The sequence below is a fragment of the Virgibacillus sp. 7505 genome (assembly GCF_002272135.1).
Taxonomy (GTDB): domain Bacteria; phylum Bacillota; class Bacilli; order Bacillales; family Amphibacillaceae; genus Terribacillus.
Map to the genome: position 1 here is coordinate 1 of NZ_NPBF01000501.1, position 208 is coordinate 208.

At 42.8% G+C, this 208-nt stretch carries 1 protein-coding gene; it reads left to right on the forward strand.

All coding sequences use genetic code 11. The features are described 5' to 3' along the window. Positions 1-12: 12 nt before the first annotated feature. Positions 13-208 (forward strand): adaptor protein MecA (locus tag CHH91_RS19955; RefSeq protein WP_176465919.1); only part of this gene is annotated, 196 nt, incomplete at its 3' end.

The following is a 208-nucleotide window of genomic DNA, read 5'->3' on the forward strand; positions in this document are numbered from 1 at the left end:
GGGGGAGCGAGTATGGAAATCGAACGAGTAAATGACTCAACTATTCGGTTTTTCATCACGTATAAGGATATTGAAGCACGTGGTTTTGAGCGTGAAGAAATTTGGTATAACCGTGAACGTGGTGAAGAACTTTTTTATGATATGATGCACGAAGCAAGCGACAGGGACGAATTTGAACTAGATGGCCCGCTCTGGATTCAAGTTCATG